The sequence below is a fragment of the Corallococcus llansteffanensis genome, from assembly GCF_003612055.1.
Taxonomy (GTDB): Bacteria; Myxococcota; Myxococcia; order Myxococcales; family Myxococcaceae; genus Corallococcus; species Corallococcus llansteffanensis.
Genome location: NZ_RAWB01001090.1, coordinates 1 through 910, shown reverse-complemented (window position 1 = coordinate 910; position 910 = coordinate 1). Strand labels below are relative to the sequence as shown.

Here is a 910-nt window from a genome sequence, read left to right as displayed (position 1 = left end):
GAAGAGCGGCACGCCCAGCGTCTTCTGGAGGATGCCCCGCACGTCGTCGCTCGGGTACGTCACCGGCTCCTGGCCGTGCCTGCGGCGCAGGTACGGGTGCACCATGTTGCCCACGATGGGCCCCGGCCGGATGAGGGCGATCTGCACCACCAGGTCGTAGAACTCCCGGGGCCGCAGCCGGGGCAGCATGTTCATCTGCGCGCGGCTCTCGATCTGGAACACCCCCACCGTGTCCGCCTCGCACAGCATGTCGTAGACCTTCGGATCCTCCGGCGGCACCGTGGCCAGGGACAGGTCGCGGCCGTGGTGCTCGCGGATCAACGCGAAGCACCGGGACAGCGCCGTCAGCATGCCCAGCGCCAGCAGGTCCACCTTCAAGAGCCCCACCGCGTTGATGTCGTCCTTCTCCCACTGGATGACTGTGCGCCCCGGCATCGCCGCGTTCTCCACCGGCACCAGGTCCACCAGCGGCTCGCGGGTCATCACGAAGCCGCCCACATGGATGGACAGGTGGCGGGGCACGCCCTCCAGCTCCTTCGCCACCGACAGCGTCCTCAGCACCCGCCCGTCCGTGGGGGACAGGCCCGCTTCCCGAAGGACCTCCGGTGTCACCTGGAAGCCGTGCGCCGAGGCCACCCGCGACAGCCGGTCCACCTGATCCAACGCCAACCCCAGCGCCTTGCCCGCCTCCCGCAGCGCCAGCCGGCCCCGGTAGCAGATGATCTCGCACACCATGCCCGCGCGCTGCCGGCCGTGCTTCGCGTAGACGTACTGCAGCACCTCCTCGCGCCGCTCGTGCTCGAAGTCCACGTCGATGTCCGGCGGCTCCCGGCGCTCCATGCTCAGGAAGCGCTCGAACAAGAGCCCCATCCGCACCGGATCAATCGCGGTGATGCCCAGCGCGTAGCAG

Annotated in this window: 1 pseudogene; it reads right to left on the bottom strand. The window is 69.8% G+C overall.

From position 1 onward, the window contains the following. Window positions 1-910 (bottom strand): annotated as a pseudogene (locus tag D7V93_RS43510) (error-prone DNA polymerase); the annotation flags it as partial.